This is a genomic window from Arthrobacter subterraneus (assembly GCF_900099735.1).
GTDB lineage: Bacteria > Actinomycetota > Actinomycetes > Actinomycetales > Micrococcaceae > Arthrobacter_D > Arthrobacter_D subterraneus.
Window position 1 is genome coordinate 1 of record NZ_FNDT01000018.1, and the last position, 19,412, is coordinate 19,412.

The 19,412-nt window shown below is 64.1% G+C and carries 13 protein-coding genes and 1 pseudogene; 3 read left to right on the forward strand and 11 right to left on the reverse strand.

The window, feature by feature from the left end:
• Positions 1-128: 128 nt before the first annotated feature.
• From BLS52_RS14870 to BLS52_RS18870, 3 genes and pseudogenes are all read left to right on the forward strand, one after another.
• Entirely contained in the window at positions 129-1,448 is a 1,320-nt protein-coding gene (locus tag BLS52_RS14870) for an ISL3 family transposase (RefSeq protein ID WP_231729493.1), read from the forward strand.
• A pseudogene (locus BLS52_RS18865) lies at positions 1,387-1,602 on the forward strand (DNA cytosine methyltransferase); the annotation flags it as partial. The gene BLS52_RS14870 and the pseudogene BLS52_RS18865, both read left to right, overlap by 62 nt.
• A 43-nt stretch (positions 1,603-1,645) precedes the next feature.
• The gene (locus BLS52_RS18870) at positions 1,646-2,140 is read left to right on the forward strand and encodes a hypothetical protein (RefSeq protein ID WP_090587747.1); all 495 of its coding nucleotides are present in this window, start codon (positions 1,646-1,648) and stop codon (positions 2,138-2,140) included.
• Positions 2,141-2,341: 201 nt separating this feature from the next.
• Here the strand turns inward: BLS52_RS18870 and BLS52_RS14880 are convergent, their stop codons facing one another.
• The 11 genes from BLS52_RS14880 to BLS52_RS14930 form a co-directional block, all read right to left on the reverse strand.
• Positions 2,342-3,637 carry a HEPN domain-containing protein gene (locus BLS52_RS14880; RefSeq protein WP_090587748.1) on the reverse strand — a complete coding sequence of 432 codons (1,296 nt, stop codon included), beginning with the start codon at positions 3,635-3,637 and terminating at the stop codon, positions 2,342-2,344.
• A gap of 9 nt (positions 3,638-3,646) precedes the next feature.
• The gene (locus tag BLS52_RS14885) at positions 3,647-6,724 is read right to left on the reverse strand and encodes a type III restriction-modification system endonuclease (protein WP_090587750.1); all 3,078 of its coding nucleotides are present in this window, start codon (positions 6,722-6,724) and stop codon (positions 3,647-3,649) included.
• A gap of 76 nt (positions 6,725-6,800) precedes the next feature.
• Entirely contained in the window at positions 6,801-8,546 is a 1,746-nt protein-coding gene (locus BLS52_RS14890) for an RNA-binding domain-containing protein (protein ID WP_090587751.1), read from the reverse strand.
• 8 nt (positions 8,547-8,554) lie between these two features.
• A complete protein-coding gene (locus BLS52_RS14895; RefSeq protein ID WP_090587753.1) occupies positions 8,555-10,552 on the reverse strand; it encodes a site-specific DNA-methyltransferase in 1,998 nt (665 codons plus the stop codon).
• A complete protein-coding gene (locus BLS52_RS14900; protein WP_217636770.1) occupies positions 10,552-12,459 on the reverse strand; it encodes a site-specific DNA-methyltransferase in 1,908 nt (635 codons plus the stop codon). Before BLS52_RS14900 ends, BLS52_RS14895 begins: the two co-directional genes overlap by 1 nt.
• 18 nt (positions 12,460-12,477) lie before the next feature.
• The gene (locus tag BLS52_RS14905) at positions 12,478-13,143 is read right to left on the reverse strand and encodes a DUF4391 domain-containing protein (RefSeq protein ID WP_090587754.1); all 666 of its coding nucleotides are present in this window, start codon (positions 13,141-13,143) and stop codon (positions 12,478-12,480) included.
• Positions 13,136-16,408 carry a helicase-related protein gene (locus BLS52_RS14910; protein ID WP_090587756.1) on the reverse strand — a complete coding sequence of 1,091 codons (3,273 nt, stop codon included), beginning with the start codon at positions 16,406-16,408 and terminating at the stop codon, positions 13,136-13,138. The genes BLS52_RS14905 and BLS52_RS14910 overlap by 8 nt, the downstream gene beginning before the upstream one ends.
• 4 nt (positions 16,409-16,412) lie before the next feature.
• Positions 16,413-16,613: a helix-turn-helix domain-containing protein gene (locus BLS52_RS14915; RefSeq protein WP_090587757.1), complete on the reverse strand. Its 201-nt coding sequence runs from the start codon at positions 16,611-16,613 to the stop codon at positions 16,413-16,415.
• Positions 16,614-16,748: 135 nt separating this feature from the next.
• Positions 16,749-17,885: an alpha/beta hydrolase gene (locus BLS52_RS14920; protein ID WP_090587759.1), complete on the reverse strand. Its 1,137-nt coding sequence runs from the start codon at positions 17,883-17,885 to the stop codon at positions 16,749-16,751.
• On the reverse strand, positions 17,882-18,892 hold the full coding sequence (locus BLS52_RS14925; RefSeq protein ID WP_090587760.1) for an MAB_1171c family putative transporter: 1,011 nt from the start codon (positions 18,890-18,892) through the stop codon (positions 17,882-17,884). The genes BLS52_RS14920 and BLS52_RS14925 overlap by 4 nt, the downstream gene beginning before the upstream one ends.
• Positions 18,889-19,353, reverse strand: coding sequence for a hypothetical protein (locus BLS52_RS14930; protein ID WP_090587761.1), 465 nt, complete (start codon positions 19,351-19,353; stop codon positions 18,889-18,891). Before BLS52_RS14930 ends, BLS52_RS14925 begins: the two co-directional genes overlap by 4 nt.
• Positions 19,354-19,412 lie beyond the last annotated feature (59 nt).

Genomic DNA, 19,412 nt, shown 5'->3' on the forward strand with positions numbered 1-19,412 from the left:
AACGAGGACAAACGGGCTCTTCGGACATGCGGTGGGGGTGAGGCTCGCCGGGTGATGGTCGGCGGGTAGGGGTCGAGGTCCCCGAGGATCAGTAGCGCCAACTGCTGATCCATCACGAGGACCTCGACGTGCTTCACCCTACTTCGGGGTGCGCTGACGCGCGCTCTGCCGCTGATCCGTGTTACCGCTGCGATCTGCTGGTCGGTCTCGACGGCGTCCATGTCGAGCACGTTGACCGCCGCGACGGGCTGCTGATCGTCACCGTTTCGACACCGGCGGCGCCGACCGGGTGCCCGTTGTGCGGGGTCGTGGCGATCGGTCGAGGGCGCCGCCGTCGAGTGTTGCATGACGTGCCGGGCGTGACGCGGGTGCGGATCGTCTGGCGGCAACGGGTCTGGCGATGCGGCGACGTGGGCTGTGCCAAGAAGACGTTCGTGGAGCAGCTTCCCTCGCTGGTCGCTCGGCGCGGGTCGCTCACAAGGCGAGCCGTCGACTGGGCGATCGGGCAGCTGCGCCGCGAGCACGCCACGATCGAAGGACTACGTCGTCAGCTCGGGACATCGTGGAAGACGGTGTGGCGGGCTGTTGAGCCTGAACTGGTGCGGTTGGCAGCCGACGAGTCCCGGTTCGAGAACGTGACCACGCTCGGCGTCGACGAGCACATCTGGCATCACGTCGACCACCGCAAGCGGGGCCCGAAGGAACTGACCGGCATGGTCGACCTCAGCCGCGACAGCACCGGGAAGACGCGGGCCAGGCTGCTCGACCTCGTGCCGGGCAGATCGGGGAAGGCATACGCGTCCTGGCTCAGCGAGCGGGGCGAAGCGTTCCGAAAGAACGTGAAGGTGGCGGCGCTGGACCCGTTCGCGGGCTACAAGACTGCGATCGATGACACGCTCGAAGACGCGGTCGCTGTGCTGGACGCGTTCCATGTCGTCAAGCTCGGCACCGCCGCCGTCGACGAGGTCCGCCGCCGCGTCCAGCAAGACACCCTCGGGCATCGCGGTCGGAAGGGCGACCCGCTCTACGGGATTCAGACCATCCTCCGTGCCGGGGCCGAGAACCTCACCGACAAGCAGCGGATCCGGCTGACCGCGGCAATCGAGGCCGATCCTGCGCACGACGAGGTGTTCGTCGCGTGGCAGTGCGCACAGCAGCTGCGCTCTGCCTACCACGCGAAGGACCTGACCGAGGGGCGGCGGATCGCCGAGAGGGTGGTCGACACGTTCCACACCTGCCCGATCCCCGAGATCGCCCGCCTCGGCCGCACCCTCCGCCGCTGGCGTTCAGCGTTCCTGGCGTACTTCACCACGAGCCGCGCGAACAACGGCGGCACCGAGGCGATCAACGGGATCATCGAGCTCCACCGCCGCCTCGCCCGCGGCTATCGCAACCGCGAGAACTACCGCCTCCGCATGCTCCTCACCGCCGGCGGACTCACCCCATGACCCCCCCACCGGATGTCCGAAGAGCCACGTATCCACCGTCGGCAAGCGCGCAGGCCTCGCACCCGGCACGCGTTCGGGGCTCTGGGCACACATGGCCGCAGCCATCGACGCGCTCCAGCCCGATTGGGTCGTCATCGAGAACGTCCGCGGGCTGCTGTCCTCACCCGCAACGCGGCCACCCGCACAAGGAGACGACCATGACGGACGCAACCCAGGCGATGCAACCCCCGACGGCGCAACCCTTCGCGGCATGGAACGCGACCCGTGGCATCTGGGAGACAACGCAACTCGACCTCTACGGGCTCTCGGCGCCGTTCTCGGCGATCTGGCCGACCTGCGGCTGGATGCGCGATGGATCGGCCTACCGGCTTCCCTTGTCGGCGCTCCTCACCAACGCTTCCGCATCTTCGCCCTCGCCCGGCGCACTGTTCCGCACCCCGCTGGCGACCGACTCATCGCGCGGCGGGGAGACCCTCGACCAGGTGCGAGCACGACGAGGGACGATCGCGCTGTCGCACCAGATCATCGACTTCGCGCTCCACGGACCGGCTGGCTCACCGAGCAGGAGAGCCGAGTCGGAGACGCTGTGGTCCCTGATCGACGGACTGTTCAGCGCTGGGGACGCTACGCCGGCGCCATCGCCCGGTGGGAACACATCACCGGACGGCCAGCGCCAGCGCCAGCCCTCCTGAACGACGCGGACGGCCCCCGCCCAGCACCCGCGTTCGTGGAGTGGCTCATGGGCTTGCCGATCAGCTGGGTAACCGACAGTGGCGAACTGACACAGAACCAGCAGGTCACCGCGCTCGGGAACGGGGTCCTGCCTCTCCAAGCGACGTCGGCGCTATCGATGTTGGTCCCGTAGGCGTGGGCGTAGTTCTCTGATGCGATGCTCAGTGCTCCCGCGGGGCGAATATGGGTGTTTCCTGGTGGCGAATGCCGTAGCGCGTTCCGAGGCGTTCAGCCACTCGATCGATCGCCGCATCCGGCACACCAAGTTGGGCGATCAACACCAGGGTGATTACGATCCAGTTCGCGTCCCGAATACTGCGCAGGAGTTCACTCTCCTTCCAGATGCTCACTCCGCCGGGAAGTCCAGGAGCTGCGTGGGCGATCCCGTTCCTCGCCTTGAGGAATAGCTTGATCCACTCATCCGTACGAACGCGGGAGAGTCCCCACTTCTCGGGCGCTATATCCTCGATCAGGCTCTCAACCTTCGAGCGGAATGTTGTCCTGTGCAGTTCCCCCTTTAATCTTGCGATCGCGTCGCGCTGAGCCTGGTTCGTGCCATCGAGTGAGTTCAGGGCAGCAACGATCGGCTCAGCGTCCTCCTGACTCAGCAGAGGTCGAGGATCGCACAGGCCGGCCGTGGCCAGCGCCTCTATCGCGGCGGCGCTCAGAACCGCATCAGCTTCGACGTATCCAGGCTGGTAGCGCAGGCCCGCGATGATCTGCGTGACCGGAAGCAACTCGTCACGGGCCTTCCACCACCCGTCGATCACTCGCTGAGTCTGATCGCTGACGAAGCGGAGTGAGAACTCAATTGGTTTCCGCGTCTTGCCGTTGAACGGCTTGTACTTGTCCCTACCGAAAACCCGAACATCATTCCCTGAGCGATCGGTCAGTGTCAGGCTTGTTCGACTGCAAGGCTGGTCGGCTGCAAACGTGAGTAGGTCCTGGAATGTGGTGAGCTGTGTCTCGAACGCCTCCAAGGGGACGGGTGCATCTGCGGAAAGCGTGATGGCCGTGGCGCGACAAGGAAGCTCCGCTCGCATCTCAGCAACATCGTCGAGGGCTGGGAAGACGAGAGCTTGATGGGCGTCCCGCGCAGCGCCGTCTTCTGGTCGATATGTGCACGCGGAGGCGAGGTGCTCAAAGTTGGCCGTGGCAGACACGTACTCTGCGTCCATCTCCACTGATCCAATTCTCAGTTCGTCCACGCGAAGACCGAGGTCGCCGTCGATCGCGAATACCGAACCCCGTATCAGTGCCGGTTCGCCGTCGAGAGTAGTACTGAGGGTGCGTTGTCCAGGCTGCCCGGTGACTCCCGAGAAATTCCCGGGTGCTTTCAGTATCCAGCGATCGCTCCTCGCCACGAGTTCGGCAATGCCGTCGCGAGCTCCACTCGAGAGAGATACAAAGTCTATGGCCGGGTCGGGCCATTGAAAGGTGGAAGCGTACAAGGGCATGAGGTAGACCTACGCCGTGACGAGCTGCATCAGCTCGGTGTAGTCGGTCACCACGTCGTAGGTGACGTCATTGCCGTTCTTCTCGCTGAGGGAAGCGAAGAACTTGCGGGCACACTCGATCTTGGCGTCCTCGACGCCCTTGAGTTGCAGTGTGGACAGCGAGCCCTTGGTCTCTGCGACGAAGTAGACGTGCTTCACGCTGCCCTCGGTGAACGCGATGGCCCAGTCCGGGTTGTAGTCGCCGACCGGTGTGGGGATGAAGAACCCTCGCGGGAGCTTCGCGTAAACGGCGACCTCGTGGCTGGTGTCGAGTTCGGTGACGAACTCTCGCTCGATCTTGGAGTCGGTGACCACGTAGTCGTAGACGTGCTTCTTGAGCTTCGACCCGGCCTTCGAGAAGTCTTGGGCCGTCTGGTTCTCGGTGAAGATCGCGGAGTCGAAGCGGTCTTCGAGAGCGTCATATGCGAGGTGCTCGACGATGACGGTGGCCTTCTGCTCGTTGATGAGCCGGGCTGCCTCGGTGATGAACTGCTCGGGGTTGAGACGGAACTTGGCGAACGTTCCTGGCGTGACGCCGCGGAGGATCGCTGCGACCGTGCGACGGGTGAGCTGGGTCTTCTCTGTGATCTCGCCCAGCAGGTCGTACTTCACCTGCGAGCCTGCGCTGACGGTTTCGGTGTGCGTCTGCGTGGTCTGCACCGCGAAGCCGGAGCCGCTGGTCAGGTCGTCCGCCTCCAACTGCTCGCGCTGCTGGCCGGCTTGCACGACGTATTGCAGCGCGGCGACATTGAGGTGCTTGTCGAGGTGGTCGATCGCCTTGCGGATCAGTTCACCGGAGTCGAACTCAACCTGGTAGACGGCGCGGTGGTTGATCCTGCCCCACAGGGCCTGGAACTCCTTGCGAGCAAAGTTGGCCTCGTTCAGCGGTATCTTCTTCGGCTTGCGGTCATCGGTGGGCACCGGCAGGTCCAGGTAGAGAACGTCAATCAGCGGCCACACGAAGTCGATGACAGGCTTGAGTACCTCAGAGGTCGGAGCGGCGAGTGTCCCGTCTTCCTTGGCCTGCTTGTAGGCGTCGGAGATGGTGTCGTCGTCGTTCACGTAGTCGTTCTTAACCAGGTACTTGTAGAGCGCCTGGGCGACGGCTTCCTCGATGACCGACTCGCCCGAGAGGGTCTGGATGGTCTTGCCGACGAAGAACGTGACGCTGGCCTTGCGCGGCCGGGCGGCGAGCGACTCGGAGATTTCGCGTTGGAGGCCGGTCACGAAGTCGGTGTAGGACTCGTCAGTGACGACGGTCAACTCGTTGATGTCGTGCACCGTGACGGGGTTGTCCATCCGCTCCCCGTGCTGGTCAACGGCCAGCCGGAGCCCGCGCCCGATCTCCTGGCGACGGGAGACGGTGTTGTCGCTCTTCTTGAGCATGCCCATGACGAACACGTTGGGGTTGTCCCAGCCCTCGCGCAGCGCCGAGTGGGAGAAGATGAATCGGACGGGTTCGGTGAAGGACAGCAGGCGTTCCTTGTCTTTGAGGATCAGGTCGTAGGCGTCGGTGTCCGTGGACTGGCCCTTGTCGTCGCCCCGGCCGGAGACCTTGCCGTCGATCTGGTGCTTGGTCTTCTTGTCGATGGAGAAGTAGCCCTCGTGCACCTGCCGCACGTCGTCGCGGCGCAAGTAGGTCTGGTACTCCTCGGTCGCCGCGTCGATGGCGAGTTCGCCGAGCACCTCGTCACGGATCGCGGCGTACTCCTCCTCAAACATCCGCGCATAGTCGCCAAGAGTGTCCTCACGGCTGTAGTCGCGGTACTTGGCGACCTCGTCGATGAAGAACAACGAGAGCACCTTGACGCCCTGGCTGAACAGCTCGCGTTCCTTGTCCAGATGGGCGCGAACGACCTCGCGAATCTGGATGCGTCGCTTGGTCTCCTCGGTGACGTCCCGGTCGGCAAGCTGCCCAGCCACGACCACATCGCCGTTGCTCAGCTCGAGCACGTCCCGGTTCGCGTCAACCTCAGTGATGAACAGCCCCTTGTATGCCTCGATTCCGTTCGAGACATCGTGAAGGTTCGTTCCCACGTCGAGGCGCTTGACCTGTCGCCTGATGCCGGTTACCGTATGCACCTCGATCTCGACCCGCGCGCGTGGCTTGGCGCCCTTCGCGATCTCGATGGAGTCGAGGTACAGGTAGGCAGTCGATCCAGCGAGACCCTTCACGGTGATGCCCCGCACCGCGATCTTCTTCACCAGCTTCTGGTTGTAGGCGTCCAGCGCGTCGAGCCGGTGCACCTTGGTGTGATCGACCTTGTGCGTAGCGGAGTACCGCAGCAGCATCAGCGCGTTGAACCGTGACAGCGCTTCCAGCGACTTGGGCGCTCCGATCTTCTGCGGCTCGTCAATGATCACGATAGGGCGGTTGGCGCTGATGACATCGATCGGACGGCGCGACTGGAAGTCATCGAGTTCGTCGTAGATGCGGCGGTTGTCCTTACCGGTGGCGTTGAACGCCTGGATGTTGATGATCATCACCTGCACGCCAGCATCGGAGCTGAACCGCTCCAACTCGTGCAGCTGCGATGAGTTGTAGATGAACGAACGCGGCTTGGTGCCGTAGAGCTGCTGGAAGTGCTCGGCTGTCACGTCGAATGATTTCTTCACGCCCTCGCGGATCGCGACCGACGGCACCACGATGATGTACTTCGACCAGCCGTACCGCTTGTGCAGCTCCATGATCGTCTTAATGTAAACGTAGGTCTTACCGGTACCGGTCTCCATCTCCACATCAAGGTTCGGGGCACCCGGCGCGGCGGCGCTGGAAGCGAGTTTCGCCGACAGCGGGAGGTTCCGCGACCGCTGCACCGCGTGCACGTTCTCCAGCAGTTGCGCTCCCGACAGGACGATCTCGGCGTTGCGCAAGCCTGCGTCCGGGCGCTCCTCCGCCTCGAACAGTGCCGGGGCGGTCACGGGGCTGACCTTGCCGGGGTCGATCCGGTAGGAGATGCCGTCATGCTTCGGTTGCCCGGCGAAGGTCTCGACGACAGCATCGACGGCATCGGTCTGGTACTGCTGGACCTTGAACTGGAGCTTCATCGAGTGTCTTTCTTTCTGCAACCGTCGCTGTTCGTCGTCGCTGCTAGAAGGGTGCGGGCGGTGTGGATGCCTGTGTTCATGCTGATCCTGGCCCTCTCGCGTCGTCGCTGTCGCCGTCATCCTTCTTGCCGATGGGTTCGGACTGTGCGTCTTCGTCGCCTGCGTAAGAAAGCTCCCAGCGTGGCTTCGTGCGGGTGCCCCGGTTGACGATGACACCGTGGCGCCGCAGCTTGGTCAGGAGGTTCGTGATCTTGGTTGCCTTCTGCTGCTCGGTGAGCGCTTCGCTGAGCGCCGGCCGGAGCAGCGCCTCCACATCGCTGCGGTCTGCGTGGCCCTGAGCGCGGAGGAAGTCGGTGAGGAGCGTGGCGTAGTGCACGTCGGCCTGGAGGCGGGTGCGGATGTAGTCAGCCATCGCCCCGGTCGCAGCAGCGACACGAGGAGTGATCCGGCGGTGGGGCTTTCGGCCCTCGATCAACCCGACTCTGCGCAGGTGGCGGGCAGCCTTCTCGCTGATGTCGAGCCCCTTCTGAACCCGGTCCAAAGCGAGCACGTCTTCGAGCGGGAGATCGGTGCGGACCATGAGCAGCTGAGAGTAGGACTCGTCGATCACAGCGCCTGGGATCGTGAGCTTCACCTCGCCGGTGGTGCTGAGATCGTAGTCGGGCAGCGGTAGGAAACGACGCACCTGGTCCTGCACCATCCGATGGATTCCGTAGCCCATCTGGTCGATGAGGTTCAGCTCCGTCATTGCCTCCACGAGGAACGGGTTTCGGTACTGACGCGGAGTGCGCTCGTCGAGGGCATAGTCGTCGGGTGCGCCGTCGAAGAACTCGCCCACACTCTCGAAGACGATGCGGTCGGCGTGCTCGGTGACGATGATCCGGGAGTTCTGCGTGTAGTCCTGGTGTGCGATGCAGTTGTAGAGCGCTTCGAGCAGGCTGCGCTCGTCGTACTTGCTGATCTCTCGATAGATCAGCTCGTCAGGTGGCAGGAGCCGGAGCTGCACGTTACGAATCCGCTTCGCCAGCGCCGTCGTGTTCAACAGGAATGGCAGCCGGAAGTGCTCGTTCGCCCGCTGCTCGCCAACGAGCTTCCAGGTCATCTGCGCAGGGTGCGGAGTCAGCAGATGCGTCGAGGTGTCGGCGCCAAGCAGGAGGAGCGCGGCCCGCGTGATCTGGCCATCGCGGGTCAACCGTGCCTTGGACAAGAAGGTCGCGTCATCCCATGCGTCAACGTCGGCGGCAGGGATACGAGGCGAGTACCGTTCAGCAAACCCTTGACGTGCGCGGACGATCGCCGCTGTATCGAGGTGAGCGAGTGTGGCTTCAGGTACGACGACCGCCGACCAGTCCGCGCTGATCGTCTGCCGCCGAATCTCATCCAACTTGTCCAGCGAGAGCGGCACCAGGCTCTCACCTGCACGGGCGCGGTAGTCGCCCTTCCACGAGATCGGGATGCCGCGGCGCGCCGCTGGCACCTCCAGAAGCACCATGCGCATGCCGGAGTGCATGACCTCGTAGACCTCACGAACAGTCAGCCCCTGGTCGATCGACTGGTGGATGTGATGCTTCAATGCCTGACGCTGCTGCACGTCGATGAGATGCGTCGTGCCGACCACCTGCCGAGCGTTCGAGACGCCGAACACGAGCCACCCCGAAGCCAGCCCGCGCAGGTTTGCCTCGTTGCTCAGCGCCGAGACGTACTCACCGGTCTTGTCCGCAGAGAACTGCCGTGCAGCCTCCTTGAACTCGACAACCTCGTTCTCCCAACCAGCCAACAGCCGGTCGAGGAGTTCGGTGAGTTCGTCGCTCGTCAAGGTCATGTCGTTCCTCAGATTGTCCGTACCTCAGTCGCGGGCGATACCTCGCGGAACACCTGCTCTGCGTTGATGCGTGCAGCGTCGGTGGCGAAGCCTGAATCCAGGAAGACAGCCCGCAGAGGCTGCCGCCTCGCGACCTCACTGATGATGGTCGGATTGATGTCCCCGGAGAAGCAGGCGACGAGGGCTCCCTCGGCCGCCGACAGGATTTCACGGCCATCAACTTGTTCGGCGATGACGGGTTCGCTGAGGTCCAAAGCCCAGTCGAGCAACACTTGGAACAGCAGGTCGTACGCGTCGCGGTCCGGCCGGACGCTGTTGATCGCCCCGGACAGCATGTCTTGCGAGAGGCTGTCGGGGACTGACAGGGTGTCGACCAAGTTCGAGGTGTCCACTCGCAGCACTCGGAAGCCGCTATCCGCCAGCAGGTCACCCGCAAGCCTCTCGTGCGCCAGCCGCATCCGCTGCTTGGTGATCTCAGCAACGGTCGCCGGTCGCCCGAGGCGCTTGAGGTGCCGGATCGCGTTCGTGGTGATCTGCTTCGCAGCCCCCTTCGCCGTCTTGAGCGACTCGTTCAAGTCCTCGGCGACCTGGATTCCGATGAAACGGCATGACATCGACTCAGTGCTGTTGAGTTCGAGAACGGCCTGCATCGCCGAACCGGAGCCCGCGAACATGTCGAGCACGATGTCATCGCCAGACACGCCGACTGCGCGATAGATGTCCCGGAGCAGGAACTCGTCCTTGGGGTTCGTGAAGACCTTCTCGCCGAATAGCGTCGCGAGCCGCTTCGAGGCCGCGCGGCCATCGACGTAGCGGATACTCGTGAGGCTCTGGTACTCGGTGTTCGCGAGATAGGTCTTGTTGTTGGGGACTGTTGTCTCATCGGGACCGAAGTGGACGCGACCGTCGGCGATGCGCTCGCGCATCGCTGGCTCGGGATATCGCCAGCCGGTGGACGGCATCTTGACGGTTTTCCCCGTTACAGGATGGCTGACCTCATAGACGTACTGCCCATCATTCGGCCCTGCGATGTTGTCCGGGAAGTAGACGCCTCGGGCGTCCATCCAGGTGTAGTGTTTGCTAGCCGACACCGGGTCGCTCGCAGGGAACTGCTTGAACCACGCTTTTGCCTCGGCGTTGATAGCAGCCCAGTCGTCGCCGTGCTTCCTCCGGAACCCGTCGAACGCGGCGTATATCTTGTCGAGTCCCTCTTTCTTCTCAACCCAGTCACCGGCGTTGGCCTGCCGGTTCTTCACGAAGAAGACGATGTACTCATGCTGGATTGAGACGTACGCCTGATCGTTTTTGCTGCTGTTCTTCAGCACGATCTCTCCGACGTACGACGCGTCGCCGAGCACCTCCTCGCCCAAGCGGACGAGGCTGGCGTGCTCGTTCTCGTCGATCGACACAACAAGCACGCCGTCGTCGGTCAATAGGTTCCTGGCCAGCTTGAGCCGCGGGTACATCATGCTCAGCCAGTCCGAGTGGAAGCGACCGTTCGCCTCCGTGTTCGCAACCAGGCGCTCGCCACTCTTCAGGCTTTGGCCTGAGCGCGCGAGGTACTCGGCGCTCGACTCGGCGAAGTCATCGTCATACACGAAATCGTTTCCCGTGTTGTAAGGCGGGTCGATGTAGATCAGCTTCACCTTGCCGAGATACGACTCCTGAAGCAGTTTGAGCGCCTCCAGGTTGTCGCCCTCGATGAGCAGGTTCTTCGTTGTGTCAAAGTCGATCGACTCCTCCCGCACCGGACGCAGCGTCTTGGCGATCGGCGTGTTGGCGGCGAAGGCGGCGGCACGCTTGCCGGGCCAGTCGAGCTGGTAGCGCTCTTGCGGCCCCTCAACGACCTGGTCGGAGAGTTCTTGCCTGAGAAGATCGAAGTCAACAGCGAGGGTCACGTTGCCCTCCGCGTCTCGCGACTCGGTGATGACCTGCGGGAACAGGTCGGCGATCCGCTCGATGTTGCGAGCGGTGAGGTCGGGGGAATGCAGGGTCCGCTTCTCCATCACGCACCACCGACCAGCGAGCGACGGTCATATGGTCTTGACCTCAGTGTGTGGCGAGCGTTCACTGAACACCTGCCCGACGTTGATGCGCGCCGCGTCGTCCGCGAAGTCTTCGTCGAGGAACACGACACGAAGCGGCTGACGCTCCGCGATGGCCGCGGCAGCCCGAGAGAGAGAGAGAGAGAGAGAGAGAGATCGCGCGCCTCACGCGGACGTGTGCACAGGATCAACGCACCCTCCTCAACGTCGTACACCTCGAAGCCATCAATCGTCTCCTTCTGGATTGGCATCGTGAGTTCCAGTCCCCAGTCGAGAAGGACCTGGAACAGCAGGTCTTCGCCCGTACGGTCGGGTTTCACGCTGCTTCCAAAGTCCGAGAGGGTGAGTTGATCCGTGTCATCGGGCGCCCTCAGTACGTCGGTCATGTTCGTCGTGTCGATGCGGAGCGAACGGAACCCGACATCGAGCGCGTCGCCGAGGACTCCAGCCTGGGATCGTGTGTCGGCGCCTGCCCGGCGAATCCGCTCGCGGGAGACTTCCGCGATCGTGCGATACCCAGCGGTGGCCGCATCGGTGTTCGCGTCAGCGACTTCGTCAAGCTGCACCAAGATGTATCGCCGAGTCCCACCGTCCTCCGCGTTGAGCCGCGAAACCGCGTCGCCTGTCGTTCCCGACCCCGCAAAGAAGTCGAGCACGATTGAATCTGACTCAGTACCCTGCCGGACCAGCTCCTTTATGAGCCGAGTCGGCTTTGGGAACGCAAAGACTCCGCTGCCGAGCAGCTCGCGGCCTTCCTGCGTCCCGTCCGCGGTGTAGACCTCCTCGATCACCGACCTGAAGGCGATCAAGTCCGTCTGCATCTCCGCGCGGAACTTCTTCTCCCTCGGCCTTCCACCTTCGCGCGACGGAAAGAGGATGCGTCCTTCAGACACCATCTCCGCCATCCGATCCGACGAGTACCGCCAACCAGTGCTGGGATTCGGCGGATACACCGTGTCCGTCGCGGGATCGATGAGATCGTAGTGAAGGTTCGGTCGTTGCTCACGCGTGGCGAGACCGAGAATGCTCCGGCTCATCCACGGTCCACGCGGGTCGTCGTCCGGGTTCCCGAACTTCGATTCGTCTCGTTCCACGCCGCGGAGGCAGCCTTCTGAGGTACGGGCATAGGCAAGGACGTACTCGTGATCCGTTGACACGTTCGTCGTGGCCCTCATGTCGGTGAACTTCCGAGCCCTCCAGACAAGCTGCGCGATGAAGTTCCTCTCACCGAATACCTCTCCGCACACCTTCCGCAGATTGTCGACCTCATGATCATCAATCGAAATGAAGATCACCCCGTCCTCGGTCAGCAGGGCACGCGCCAGCTTCAAACGTGCGTACATCATGCTGAGCCAGTCGGAGTGGAAGCGCCCGCTCGACTCGGTGTTGGCCAGGAAACGCTCGCCAGCCGCAGATGCCTGGCTCGAACGCTCCAGGTACCCGGCGCTGGACTCAGCGAAATCGTCGTTGTAGACGAAGTCGTTCCCGGTGTTGTAGGGCGGGTCGATGTAGATCAGCTTGACCTTGCCGAGGTAGGACTCCTGGAGCAGCTTGAGCGCGTCGAGGTTGTCACCTTCGATGAAGAGGTTCTTCGTGGTGTCGAAGTCCACCGACTCCTCGCGAACGGGACGGAAGGTCTTAGCGATCGGCGCGTTAGCTGTGAAGGCGGCGGCACGCTTGCCCGGCCAGTCGAGCCGGTAGCGCTCCTGCGGGCCCTCGACGATGAAATCGCTGAGTTCCTGGCGCAGGAGGTCGAAGTCAACCGCTCGAGCGGGGTTGCCGTCGACGTCTGAACTCTCGGTGACCACGCTGGGGAACAGCTCGGCGATCTTGTCGATGTTGGCCTGCGTGAGGTCGGGTGATGTCATTCGTAGTCTCTCCACGGGTTACCTCTGCTGTTCCAGTTCGTGTTGCTTCGTCTTGAGTGTGCGGCGGAGCTCGACCTTGCGGTTGAGCTGAGGCTCAGTGCGGAGCTTGCGCTCCAAGGAGGCGACCTCACGTTCGAGCTTGCGCACCGCCGACAGCCTGTCAGCAACGTCTGACATGTCCTCGCCCGGGCGGGCCGTGATCGGGGTCAGCGGCTGTAGGAGTGCCGCGTAGAGGGCGGGCAGTGTGATCGCCGTCGGCAGGGCTTGCCGCCCCGTGTCTCCTCGCTGCCAACCGGTCGAGTAGTAGTCGCTGAGCTTGGGAGCCCCGGTGCCGAGCTGCTTGTGCGCCGCGACCGTCCGCGCCTCGGGCTGCTCGCCGCGGTGGCGCGCGATCTCGAAGATGATCGGGAACGGGATGGCCTTGTCGATGGCGCCCAGGACGGCTTCGCTCACGTCATCGGTCTTGGCGTCGATCGTGAAGACCTGCACCTCGGGGACTGCCGGCGTGCCGGGCAAGTTGACCGTGGCCTCGGCGAGTTTGTAGGCCCAGGTGATGCGTTGGACTTCGGCGATGAACTTCTCCCGCACAGCAGCGCTGACGGTGCCGTGCTCGTAGAACTTCTCCTTGGGCACTCGTTTGCCGAGCTTCGCTGCCTCGGGCCAGCGGTAGAGGATGTCAGTCATCGGCACCGCCCTTGGCGGGGTCTACGACGGCGATGAACGCGGTCAGTTCGAAGTCGTCGAGGCCGGCGATGGTCTGGGTGAGGGCGGTCGTGCTGCCGCCGGTGAAGAGGCTGTCGATGTCGCGTTCCTCGGTGACATCGATCATCGAGTGGATCGCGTCGGTGAGCAGCGCCGAATACATGCCCATCTGGGCACCCTCGCCGGTCACGGCGTTGAACACGCCTACGACATCGCTGACCGGTTCCTCGTAGGGTCGGCAGCCGGCGCGAAGCAAGTCGAGGAGGTGCTTGGCTTCGGTGTGGTTCGCGATGACCTCGCCCTGGTCGTCGAGGTAGACGAGGTAGTGCGGGTGGAGTCGGTTGCCTCGGTTGATGTGCTCGTCTGCGGTGAGGTTTCGGAGGGCGAAGATGACTCCGGGCCGCAGTCCCTTGCTGGGGTCTGCGGGGATCACGGCGTGCAGGCCGCGGGGCGCGGTGTCGAGGTCGCCGTGTTCCTTGATATAGCCGAGCAGGTCCATGCGGAAGTCGTTGAGTCCGAGGTCGGTGATCGAGACTCCCGTTCGGACGTCTTCGAGCTCGATGACCTCATCTTGGAGTTTGCGGAGTTGCTCCTTGCGGAAGGCTGCGTCGGAGTCTTCGAGGGTGAGGACGTTGTCGTCGGCGGTGCTGGCCAGGTCGGCGATGACCATGCGGTTCTCGACGCGTTCCTTGAGGTTGATGTACTCGTCGAGGGAGATGTCGGGCCAGAAGTTCACGAGCTGAATCTGACTGTTGGTGGAGCCGATGCGGTCGATGCGTCCGAAGCGCTGGATGATGCGCACGGGGTTCCAGTGGATGTCGTAGTTGATCAGGTAGTCGCAGTCCTGGAGGTTCTGGCCCTCGCTGATCACGTCAGTGCCGATGAGCACGTCCAGCTCGCGGGTCTCGCGCGGCATCGTGAGGTGGCGCTGCTTGGAGCGCGGCGAGAACAACGACATCACCTGCTGGAAGTCGAAGCCCGTGCCGAGGGTTGTCTTCGCTCCGTGGCTTCCGCCGGTGATCACGGCCGTGTCCAGTCCGGCGGCTGCGAGCGTGGGCGCCAGTTCTCGGTAGAGGTAGTCGGCGGTGTCGGCGAAGGCGGAGAACACGAGCACCTTGCGGTTGCCGTCGTTGATGGGGTGCCGAGCCTTGTCCTCGATGAGTTGTTTGAGTTTGCGGAGCTTGAGGTCGTGGTCGGGGGTGACTTTGCGCATCTCGTCGAGGAGTTCCCGCAGGGTCTCGCGGTCGTTCCACAGGTCGCGCTGCCAGGACTCGATGTCGAGGTCGTCGAGGTCGATCTTGATCTTCTCGCCGAAGGACAGCGCTTCGATGTTCGCGTCGTCTTCGTCATCGACATCGAAGTCGAGCCCCGCGAGCTCGGGGCTCAGATCGGCGAGGTTGCCCGCGTGGTTGCTGATGCGTCCGAGTGTGTGGGTGACGGAGCCTTCGATCTTCGCCAGGGTGAGGCGGAAGGCATCGACCGAGCTCTCCAAGCGCTTGAGCAGGTTGACGGTCATGAGCTTCTTCAAGCCCTGCTCACGACCGGCCTGCCCGAGGTTGGATCGGGCGCTCCCGGCGGTGACGTTGTAGAGGTCTTCGTACTTGGCGCGCCGGCTCGGGAACACGTAAGCGAGGGGGGTGTAGACGGCGAGGGTCAGCGCCTGGAGCTGCTCGAAGATGTCGTTGAAGCCGGGCACGTCCGGGAGGTCCGTGAGCGGCTCGCGGATGGACAGCGGAGGGCGTCGCTCCGGGAAGGCGCCGATCTCGGTGGTGTCATAGAACGCTTGGATGTGCTTGCGCGAACGCGCGATGGTGACGGAGTCCAGTAACTCGAAGAAGTCGAAGTCGAGCATCTGGAGGATGCGGTCGGTGGTGCGGTGCTCAGGGTCCAGCTTGGACCACTCGTTGAACACGCGCTGCGCGTCAGAGAAGACCTTCTCGACCGTCGTGGACAGGCTCAGGTGCTGGGCGAGGTTCTCTGACTCGCCCTCGTAGGCGAGCTGGAGCTGGTTCTTGAGGTCGTTGAAACGGTTGTTCACCGGGGTGGCCGAGAGCATCAGCACCTTGGTCTTCACGCCCTCGCGGATGACCTGGCGCATGAGGCGCTGGTAGCGCGACTCCTTCTCCTCGGCGTAGTCAGCGTTGCGGAAGTTGTGGGACTCGTCGATCACGACGAGGTCATAGTTGCCCCAGTTGATCCGATCCAGCCGCAGGCCGAGCGACTCACCCTTGGTGCGGGAGAGATCGGTGTGGGCAAGCACGTCGTAGTTGAACCGGTCGGAGGCGAAGATGTTGGTCGTCAGGTTGGCGTTGTAGTTCGTCCAGTTCTCCGCGAGCTTCTTCGGGCACAGCACCAGCACCGACTTGTTGCGCAGCTCGTAGTACTTGATGACCGCGAGCGCGGTGAACGTCTTGCCGAGGCCGACGGAGTCGGCGAGGATGCAGCCGTTGTAAGTCTCCAACTTGTTGATAATGCCGGTGGCCGCGTCGCGCTGGAAGTTGTAGAGGCTCTGCCAGACCCTCGTCTCCTGATACCCAGTGCGGTCGTTCGGCAGCACGTCCTCGTTGATGTCGTCGAGGAACTCTGCGAACAGGTTGTAGAGGATCAGGAAGTAGATGCGTGCCGGGGAGTTCTCGGTGTACACGCTGGCGATGTGATCATGGACGGCCTGAGTGACGTCGCTGACCTGTTCGGGGTTGTTCCAAATCTGGTCGAACAGCTGCATGTACTGCTCGGTCATCGAGGCCTCGTCGAGCCGGTTCACGAAGCTCGACACGGCGTTGCCGCGTTCGTAGCCGAGATCGGCGGTCGTGAACCCCTGGAGCTGGGTGTACGCGGCCTTGTCATCGATGACCGCGAACTGCTGCATCGGGTTGCCCGTGGCGTTCGAGCGGAAGGTGACCTTGCGGCGAACCCAGTCCGCGCACTCACGGGCGATCGCGCGCTGGGTGAGCTTGTTGCGCAACCTGATCTCAAAGTCGGACCCCGCCAGGCTCGACTCGGCCTGGCCGCCGGGAATGAAGAACTCGCGGCGCTCTTTGCGGAGCTTGTCCGTCACCTTCTCGGTCACGAACGACGGTGACGTGAAGATGAACTCCAGATCGCTGACCTTCTCAAGCTCCTTGCGGAGAGCCTCGAACGCGAAGATCGAGAACGTCGAGGCAGCGATGCGCACCTTCGAGCCTGGCGCAATCTCGGCTTTCAGATCGTCGCCCAAGAGGTCGGAGACGTTGTTGATGATCCGCACGTGACTACCCAGCATCCTCGTCGTGAGTCGAGGCCGAGGCTCCACCCCGTCGCACCCAGTCGTCGATCTCGCTGGCTTGGAACTTCCAGAGGCGTCCGACCTTGTGGGCTGGCATGGCCTTCTCGGCGATCCAGGTGTAGACGGTGTCTTTGGTGACCCCGAGGTGGGCGGCGATGTCGTCTGCGGACAGCCACGGCTCAGCCACGTTGGTCCTCCCTCGCTCTATGGCCCAGGCAGGCCAACACTCACGATGGTACCGGCGGAGGTACGGCTTGAGTTGGGTTTCTCCGGGCGTGGCCGAACGAGATGGGTGCCGAGAGCGGCGACGCCGCTCGGGCGATCAGCGTGCGACACGCGTCTGGAGCCATCTGATCACTGTCTTCTGCCAGCGGTCGGGGTCGGCGTTCCAGCAGAGGGTGTGCCCAGCGTCGAAGGTCTCCAACTCGACGAGGCCAGGGCGTGCGTCTCGGAGTGCTTGTGAGAGCTGAAGCGGTACGGAGTCGTCTTGGCTGCCGTGGAGGATCAGGGTCGGCGTCGTGAGGTCTGCGGCTCGGGATGTCCAGTCGAAGGCGGGAAGTGGGATGCGGCCTGGCAGGCCGACGGTGCGAGCCAGCGGGCCGATGGTGAGCCACGGGATCGCGAGGTAGCCGGTTGCTGCGGGAAGTCCACTGCGGGCGCAGTTGGCCTTGATGACCTCGGCCCAGCTGAGAACCGGTGAGTCGAGTGCGAGCGCGACGATCAGCCCGGCGTGCCGCGGGTGGTCGGCGAGCTGGAGGGCGATCGCGGCACCCATCGACCAGCCGAAGAGCACGATCCGCTGCGCTCCGCGTCGGACGGCGTACCCGATGACCTCGTCAACGTCGGGCGTCTCGGCGTGGCCGAGGGTTGAGCGGCGGGTGCCGACTCGCGGCCCTTCTGCTGTGTTGCGGTAGCTGACGACGAGGGACGTGTAGCCGAGTTCGGTTGCGGCGAGGACGCCGCGGAGGGTGCCGGCGCGGGTGCTGCCGAGGCCGTGGATGTGGAGCGCCCACGTCGAAGGGTCTCCGTCGATGCGCCAGGCCGGGCACGGCCCTGCGGGGGTCGTGATGCTGATGTCGCGGGCGTGGAGTCCGGCGTCGGCTGGGGTGGCGTAGTAGATGCCGCTCCAGGAGGCGCACTCGTCGACCTTCGGGTTGAAGTCGGGTGCGGTGCCCGTGATCCTGCGGGCGACGCGGGTAGGTCCGCGATCGACGACCTCAGCGGAGAGCTGTGCCCAGCCGCCGTGATCGAACCAGACGTTGTAGATGCCGTCGGCGGCGGTTTGGTCGGTGCGATCGAGCACGACCAAGTCGCCGTCTTCGTCGTGCTCGACTCCTCGGACGGGGAGGTCGAACTTGCGCGGGCCGACGGGTGCGGTGAGCCGTCGCGCGATGGCGTACCCCGCCCCAGCAGCCGCGGCTGCAACGACTCCAGCGCTCAGGGCGATGCGGCCGATCACGATTCCCGCTCCTCGACGTTCGGGATGGGCAAGGTCGTCGCGACGGCGGTGTCGTTTCCGACGAGGTGGCTCTCGGCGCGTTCGAGCAGGGTGCGTTCGGTTCGGCTGGTGTCGAAGGTGACTCGGGGGTCGATCATCGCGTCGCGGATTTCGACGATCTCTCGGTGCAGTCGCCCTTCGGGGTCTTCCGTGCTGGCGGCGAGCGGGTCTGCTTGGCTCAGGCCGGGCCGCACCTGTGTCGCTCGGTTCCAGAGTGACTCCAGCTGTGCCGCGAGGGCGGCTGTGCGCTTGTCGCGCAGGTAGTGCTGGGCGCGCCGGACGGCGGGTTGCGCGGCGAACCCGGCGCAGAGGAATAGGAACGTCAGGAGCGAGAGCGGCCCGTAGGCGGGCTGAACGGCATGCAGGAGGCCGAGTCGGCCGGTGACGTGGGCGATGTCCATGACGATCACAGCGAGGCAGAGGGCGACGCCGAAAGCTGACCCGAGCGTCAGCAGCGCTGCGGGCAGGCGCTGGACACCGGCGCTGTGCCGGTATCGCCGGGCGGCGAGGGTTAGCATCGCGGCGATGACGATGCCGCCATAGACGAAGGTGATGATCGAGTAGGCAGCCGTCGCGGGTTGAGCGCCGAGGTCGCTCATGAACTGCGTGGTCGTACGGCCGCGGTCGATGAACACGAACGTCACGGCGATCGCGGAGAGCGAGATCACGAGCACGGGTGCGCTCACGGCGACGCGGACGAGCGTGGGCCTGTACTCGCCGGACTTCATGACGCCCCGTCCGAGGAAGAACAGTCCGGTCATCAGCAGCGCGTCCGCGAGCAGTGTTGCGAGGTTCGTTCCGCCGACGAGCGGATCGACGGCCGTGTAGATTCCATCGACGTTCAGCGTCATCGCGATGGCGATGGTGAGTGCGGCGTAGGTGATGCTTCGGTCGGTGCGTTTGCGGCGGAAGATGAGCAGGCTCGCCACGAGCGCCCACATGAGCGTCGCGACGAGCGTCTGGATCATCCGAATATCTCCGAGAAGGCCGATTCGGCGAACACCGATCCTCGGATGCCGGCGGCGAGCTGGTCGGCAAGGGACTCGGCGGCGATCTCGGTTTCGCTGTCGAGGTCTTGCCGCCGGAGCAGGCGTCCGCGTGTGCGGGGCGGGATGTTGGGCAGCAGCATGTCCACGGCTGGGCAGTCCGCTCCGTCGCAGTGGCCGAGGATCATGTGCGCGAACTCGTGCAGGACGAACTGTTGGCGGTGCAGTGTCGAGTCGGTGCGGGCGTGGAGCACGAGGTCGTCCGTATCAGTGGCCAGCCAGAGCGCGCAGAGGCCGTCGTGCGTGTCGAGGTCGGCGAGCTCGATGACGCGGAGCCTGCGGTGCCGCTGGTCCTGGACCGAGCGGAGGAGGTCGTCGAAGGTGAAGGTATTGCCGAGCTGAAGGCCCGCGACGGCCGCCGATACGGCCTGTTCTATGTTCACGGTTCGCCCCTCTCAGTGGGGAGCAGCGACCGGTATCGGCTTCGCCCTGCGCGACACCT